Below are 7,563 nucleotides of genomic sequence, written 5' to 3'. Positions count from 1 at the left end.
GGGCTATCAACAGTATTAAAATAATTGGACAAAGTTAAACATAAATAGACATTTACTGTGATATATTAGATTTATGTTTAACTTATTAAACTATTAAAAGAGGTGGCCGACAACTGAAATGCAATCAATCAAGACCAAATTAAAAGTTAACAATTATCAAAAAACCATACTTGCCAAACACGCAGGTGTAGCCCGTCATGCTTATAATTGGGGATTAGCAACTTGCATTTGTGAATACAAGGAAACTAAGAAACGGCCTAGTGCTATCACTTTACATAAACGTTTGATTGCTGAAGTAAAAAGTGAAAATCCCTGGTATTATGAGGTATCGATCGGGTGCCCCCCAGCAAGCATTAAGAGATTTAGAGAGGGCATTTAAAAACTTTCTAACTATTCCTGAACGTGGATTTCCAGTCTTTAAAAAAAAAGGCAGAAAAGACAGCTTTTACTTAGAAGGAAGTATTAAGATTATTCAAGGAAACTACATACAATTACCCAGAATAGGAATAGTAAAAACTTATGAAATTTTACCCTCTGTACCAGTAAAAAACGTCACCATCTCAAAAAAAGCAGATAGTTGGTACATCAGTTTCAAGTACAATTTTGAATCCGAACCAACAGAAAAAGTTGGAGAAACTATTGGTGTAGATATAGGCATAAATACATTAGCAACCTGTTCTGATGGCAGCAAATTTGCTAATGTTAAAGCCTACAGGCAAGCCAAAAAACAATTAGTTCGTCATCAACGTGCAGTCAGCAAAAAAGTTATTGGCTCCAAAAACAGATGCAAAGCAGTAAAAAAACTAGCTTCATCACACAAAAAAGTAGCCGATATCAGAGCAGATGCACTACATAAACTCACTTCATGGTTAGCTAAAAACCACAGCACCATAGTAATTGAGGATTTAAACGTAAGTGGAATGCTCAAAAATCACAAACTAGCAAGTGCTATTGCTGATTGTGGCTTTTATGAATTTAAGCGTCAGCTGACATACAAATGTGAATGGTACGGCAGTAAATTAGTCATAGCGGATAGATTTTATCCAAGTTCTCAAATATGTTCAAACTGTGGGCATCAACAGAAAATGCCGTTGCACTTGAGAACTTATGAATGTAGTGAATGCGGTTTTGAAGCTGATAGAGATTTGAATGCTGCTATCAACCTGAAAAACTATGTGAATCAGTAGCTTGAGTTTCAAGCGATTTTAAGCCTGTGGAGAAGATAAGTTGCAGACTGCGGTCGGTGGTCTTCTGTGAAGCAGGAAGCTAGCTCCAAAGCTCATGCAACCATGTATGGGTAAGTTTGGGTAAGTTTAGTAGAACGGGATCTTAACAAAGCAAACTAAACCTGGTCAGCTTGGCGAAGAAAAATCAGAAAGCTTCTTCTCCTATGAAAAATTAGAACTAGAACAATTTCCCAGGCAAACAAATAGTTTACGCAGACAAAGAACAAGAATTTTAGAAGAATTAGATGAATTATCAGCAGAAGTAGAAAGGTTCTTATCGGCAGAAGAAAGTTCACTTGATGAAGAATCAGAAAGCTTATCCTCCCATGAACAATTAGAACTAAAAGAATTAGTAGACGAATTAGAAGTATCAGTAAAAGAATTATAAGCAGATGGAGAAATTTAAACCTGAAATATCATGTTTTTTCTCAACTCTGTTAATGTAAAATGGGCAGCTTTTCCCTGACCTTGTTCAAATTTTGTTATTCCTTAGTGAATTGCCCCTACTGATTCACCATAATCTATTTGGTTTAAAGCCCCAGACTGAAATTGATTCAATGCTAAATTACTCAAACTATCTACTTCATTAATCAAACTTTGTCTTTCCGCACGTTGCTATTGCCACACCGCCTACACAGCAAATAATGACATGATCGCCAAACCACCTGTTAACCCAGAAATAAGTTTTTGTCACTCTCTCTCTCGTATTTTCCTACTTTTCTCAACATACTCCCTCTCTTTTTCCAGAATTTTTTGCTCTGCTTTTTCCAACCAACTTTCTGCCTCTTTTAACAAACCCTCTTGCAGCAAAAAGTAATCCTTCCTTTCCTTTTCTCACTTATACCATTTATCAAAAACTTTTCTACGTTTTCTTGAGTAGGGGAGTAGGTGAGTAGGGGAGTGGGGAAGAAGTAAACATAAGAACAATTAATATTAAATTAGCTCAAATTAGCATGCAAAGTGATTTAACTTGTTTTAATTACTTAATAACTGAAGTGCTGCCTAAGTATAGCATTACTTTTGGGAATTAGTATTACTCAAATTATCCCTTAATATCATGTCCGGTAGCATCGTTTGTGTATAAAATTAAGGTGACAATAGGGGAAAACCTTTCAAAGGGGGGTTAGGGGGGATACATAGCTGCCTTACTCAAACCCCTAATTAGGGTTTTCTGAAAAAGTCTTATGGGTAAGGGTAGGAGACAACCCACCCCTAACCCCTCCTAGGAGGGGAAGACAGGAGTCAGGAGGAAAGAGAATGCGCGAAACATTTGCTCTTGGATGAAGATGAAAATTTTTTTTATACCGAACCCGAGCGGATTTGATATTACTACATCTATAGGACTACCTATAATTTTACTGTTCGATCGCAGACCCATAAATTTGCCATAACTGAATAATATTATCTTGCGAAACACTTACAAGTTGTTTGCTATCTGGACTAAAAACAATTGCACCATCACCTTTGATACTTCTCAACAATTTTCCAGTACCAAGATCCCACAGATTAATATTACCATCCTCACTACTACTAGCAAGTATTTTTCCATCTGGACTAATTGCGATCGCCTTAATTGCCTGAGAATGTTTTTCTAGAGTATAACGTACTTTCCAGCTTTCCACATCCCAGACTAAAATCTTACTTTCTCCCTTCATCGCATGAGCAATAGTTTGCCCATCTTCACTGAAAGCGATCGCTTCTATGCCACGATTATTATTTGTATTGGGTATAGAAAGATTTTTCAACAGTTGCCCTTGCTCTGCATTCCACAGTCGAATAAATCTCGGCCCTCCACTAGCTGCCATGCGCAGGCCACCAGCGCCAAAAGCAATAGGTTGAGTACCATTCATCCTGTGCAGTAGTTGCCCTGTATAAATATCCCAAGATTTCATTCCGCGATCGGCGCTGCATCCTATTACTGCTCTGCCATCAGCGGTGAAACCAACAGCAGTTACTACCCCTGAATGCAAAAAACTGACGAGCATTTCTCCTGTAGGAATATCCCATAATTTTACTGTACCATCTCCACTTCCACTAGCTAGAGTTTTTCCATCTGGACTAATTGCTACTGAGCGGACATTAGCTTGATGACTGGATAAAGTATCTAGCAATTTGCCTGTTTGTAAGTTCCACAGTAGGATATCTTGACCGCGACTACTGGCTAATATTTCTCCATCAAAACTAATGGTTACAGATAAAGCAGAATCTGTTTGCTGATTAGATAGAGAGCGAACTAACCTTGGTGCTAGCACTAAATCGTTACTAATATCTGGCTGCGTTTCTGTATTTTCTGTTTCTGTGGTTGTTTGGGGTGAAGTTTCGAGTTGTTGTGTTTCAGAGTTGTCGTCTGTTTCTGTTGTTTTTGCTGGCAGTGTTCTTGGTGGCAGTGTATTTTCTGTTTCTGTGGTTGTTTGGGGTGAAGTTTCGAGTTGTTGTGTTTCAGGGTTGTCGTCTATTTCTGTTGTTTCTGGTGGAAGTGTATTTTCTGTTTCTGTGGTTGCTTGGGGTGAAGTTTCGGGTCTTTGTGTTTCAGGGTTATCATCTGTTTCTGTTGTTTCTGGTGGAAGTGTATTTTCTGTTTCTGTCTTTTCTGTAGTTACTTGAGGTGAAATTTCTTCCGTGTCATTAGTCGCAAAGGTGACAGTTTCTTGATTTTCTGTAGCAGTATTTTCAGGCACAACTACATTTCCGCTAATTTGTCGATCGCTATCATAACCTTTATCTACTAAAAATTGACGCAAACTATCAAAATATACTTCGCGATCGCTGTTTTGATATACCTTTTCTATTAATTTCCAACCATCTTCTTTTTGACCTAACAAATATTTATTTGCTAGATAAGCTGCCAAAACTCCTTTGACATTTTGATTTTGACTAGAACGCTGATAAAATTCTAGCCAAAGTTCTGAAGCGCTAGTATTTATTTGTACTGGATATTGCCTGGTAACATCTACCATTTCTCCTTGACGATACTGCCAAATACGAATGGGAAATCTAGCATCATTTATATTAGAAAATACCTTAGCAAATCTACCATCAACACTTTTAAATTCTGGAATATTATCTTGATCTAAATCTGTAAGTCTATAATTTACATTTCCCCAGAAATGACGCAACATAGAATATTTATTTCGTGTTGCTTCGTAGAGATAAATCAATGAATAAGTACCACTATCAAATACAACATCACTATTATTTATAGTTACTAAATCTACTAATACTTCTGATTCTCCATTTCCATCTAAGTCTAGTAACTGTACTTTCACGAATCTACCTGCTAATACTTCCATTTCAGTGTCAGATTCTGAGTCACCTGCTAAAGATTTAACTGGTATTGGTTCATTTAAAATAATTTCTCCATCTCTGATAATTTTCAGATTTAAGTTACTTACTAAATCTGTATTATTTGCTTGTTCGTAAATAATTTCTGCTTGTAAATTACCATTGCCAAACCTTTCTACAATTCCTGGTGGTTCTGTATTTTCTGTAGAAGATTCTGGAGTAGTTTCTGAGTTAGTATTTGCCGTAGATTCTGGAGTAGTTTCTGGTGCAGTTGCGGTAGTTGTTGATTGAGTATCTATATCAATTTTGGCAATGTATTCTGAGGGGATTTTAGAAACTAAACTATCATTATTTGTTTCAGTATTTGCAATAGATTGACATAAAAAAGTAGCCACCTCTGAGCGAGTAGCATCTCGATTAGGATTGAGTTTTCTCACATTTGGATAATTTACAACAATACCTTTGGCTGTTGCTGCAGCAATAGATTTTTTTGCCTCTTCAGGAATTGCTTCTGCATCTTCAAAGGTTGTGTTTAAATTTTTTTCTACAGATGTACTTTTTCGATAATTTAATCCTTCACTTAAAGCTGTTAATACTTGCCATCTTGTAATCTTGAGAGTAGGGTTAAAAGTCTTACCAATATATCCGGATAAAAAACCCGTTTCATAAGATTTTTGAATTGCATTATAAGCCCAATAATTTTGAGGAACATCTACAAATTTAACCGGATCGCGTACTAATTTTGCATCGGGAAAAGCTCTAGTAATCATTGCAGCAAATTCTGCTCTAGTTACAGGTGCATTAGGACGAAATGTTTGACTTTCATAGTCGCCAGATATGATTTTTTTGTCTAATAAATCTTCAATACAAGCTTGAGCAAAATGGTTTTGTATATCTTTTAAGGTTGTTTGAGCAAGTGCTGGTTTTATAATTTTATGCTGAAATAATTTGGGATTTATTATGGTACTTAATGCTATAAATAAAGCAAGGACAGGATGCCATTTATAAATTTTTATCATTAATTTTCCTCCACCACTTTTGAATTCTAAAAAAATGAGACTTTGACAGTAATTTTTTTATTATTTCTTAATTTCAAAGGTTGCTTCTACCTTTCCCAAAATTAATAGCTGAAGTCCGCATTTCTGACCTTATGAGGCTAGCTAATAGCTGACAGCTGTTTACGCAGCATTCCGCAGAAAATACTTACACTTATTCTAGCCAGTTTATTTTATCTTTGACCAAAGAAAATTATATTTAGTTCCATTGTTATTAGACATCTCTAGAAAAGAGGGAGTAGTAGGGACGTTACATACAACGTCCGTACAGAGTAGGGAGAAATAATTGATGATTGATGTGGAATAATTGATTTTATTTTTTATTATTGGAGATATCTATTAGACATTTGTCAATTCAATAATGCTTTATGGAATGTTTAAACCGGGATTACGATAAAAGGCTTATTTCAACAATTAATAATGGCGTTGGTGAATCAAGGGATGCAATCTAAACTTGACAAAATATAAAATGCTTTTCATTTAATAGTTAGGGTTTGCGCTTCACTAGTCTTTTTGCGCTCGGCAGGGAGTAGGGAGTAGCTAAAACTCAAGATTTGGAGGGAGTTGTAGAGGAGGTAGAATGAAAAATCATCCTTTTCCAACTCTGCAAAACTATACGCCAAAATACTCATTTTTTCAGCTTTATAAGGCGAAAATTAGGTGCTTTTTCACGTTCTAAAAAGGCATTTACCTTTATCTACAGGACTTACGAATTAACGCTATTAGTAGGGTGTGTTAGCGGTAGCGTAACGCACTGACACACTATGTATAGTGCCTTTGCGTAAGTCCTGATCTATAAAGACTTTGATATTTATGAGCGCAAGCCCTAGTTAGGCAATAGTCATTAAAGCAAAATTATAGTAAGCATTCAGCTATTAGCTGTCAGCTCTCAGCTATTATGATGAGGTTTTAATGAATATAGACTGTTGAGCACCATATTTTATAGTTAAGTATAAATTCTGCCTCAATTAGTAAAGCTTTTATCTAAAACTAAAAGCAATAGCTGATTGCTAATTGCTGACGGCTGAATGCTTACAAATTATAGCCAAAATCACCAACGCTTTAATAATTAACAATTACCTTTCCTTAAAATTATTGGTTACTTACTTATATAGCGTTTCCAAATGAGATGTAAATCTAGATTGAGATTTTTTCTTAGAAAAAAATTCTGTATTGAGTATCCATTAATTATTGTGCAAAGCTACTATTTAATAGTGTTTTTCTTCTTTACTGTTTCCTTTTTAGCAAGATTCTGTTTCCGTATTTCAAATGAAAAAGCTATATCTGTTTTATAGCAGTTGAAACAAAGGGCGCGGACATTTATAAAAAACGAGAGTTAGGGATTACTTTTGTACGGGCGTTAAAGATAGTTCTGCGAAGCTAACGGCCGTTTGCCCCTACTGACTTTTACATTGCACGGAGCGTTATATTGGTTTGCCACATTTTGTCTATAGTAATAAACTCGTAATTTTTTTCTAGTAAAATTGGAATTATTTCAGCAGCTATTTTTGCCACATCTTGACCGCCATAACATCCATCATGCAAAACAATAATAGAACCATTAGAGGTTTGCTGAACTACTCGATTAACTACAACTGAAATCCCTGGTCTAACCCAATCTTCAGGTACTACACTCCACATAATATTTCGATATCCCCATTGCTTTAATAACTTTAAAGTTTGAGGTAGAAATACACCATTGGGAGGACGAACATCACAAACTAATTTTGCTTCTAATCCACAAGCATTATAGATAGAAAGCTGCGTTTTTTTTAAACTAGATTTAAGTTGAATAGGAGTTAGTTGAGGAAATGATATATGTTCGTAGCCATGTAAACCAATCCAATGACCTTTTTCATATACAGCTTTAGCTATTTCTGGATAACGATCTATACATATACCTAACCAAAAAAAGTTAGCTTTAATCTGATATTTATCTAGAACTTCTAATAATTGAAGTGTATATTCTGGATGTGGTCCATCATCAAAAGTAAGAGTAA

At 35.5% G+C, this 7,563-nt stretch carries 4 protein-coding genes; 2 read left to right on the top strand and 2 right to left on the bottom strand.

Features of this window, described 5'->3' with window-relative positions; all coding sequences use genetic code 11:
• The first annotated feature begins 118 nt into the window (after positions 1-118).
• Both F6K13_RS10160 and F6K13_RS10155 read left to right on the top strand, forming a co-directional pair.
• On the top strand, positions 119-379 hold the full coding sequence (locus tag F6K13_RS10160) for a helix-turn-helix domain-containing protein (protein WP_240039182.1): 261 nt from the start codon (positions 119-121) through the stop codon (positions 377-379).
• Entirely contained in the window at positions 303-1,187 is an 885-nt protein-coding gene (locus F6K13_RS10155) for a transposase (RefSeq protein ID WP_240039181.1), read from the top strand. The genes F6K13_RS10160 and F6K13_RS10155 overlap by 77 nt, the downstream gene beginning before the upstream one ends.
• A gap of 1,394 nt (positions 1,188-2,581) precedes the next feature.
• Here the strand turns inward: F6K13_RS10155 and F6K13_RS10150 are convergent.
• Positions 2,582-5,527, bottom strand: coding sequence for an S-layer homology domain-containing protein (locus F6K13_RS10150; RefSeq protein WP_124155503.1), 2,946 nt, complete (start codon positions 5,525-5,527; stop codon positions 2,582-2,584).
• Positions 5,528-6,970: 1,443 nt separating this feature from the next.
• Positions 6,971-7,563: polysaccharide deacetylase family protein (locus F6K13_RS10145; RefSeq protein ID WP_287287316.1), on the bottom strand; the 593-nt coding region annotated here is incomplete at its 5' end.

Origin of the sequence: Okeania sp. SIO2B9 (assembly GCF_010672505.1) — a bacterium.
GTDB lineage: Bacteria > Cyanobacteriota > Cyanobacteriia > Cyanobacteriales > Microcoleaceae > Okeania > Okeania hirsuta.
Note: the sequence above shows the minus strand (reverse complement) of the source record. Positions and strands in the feature narration are given on the sequence as shown.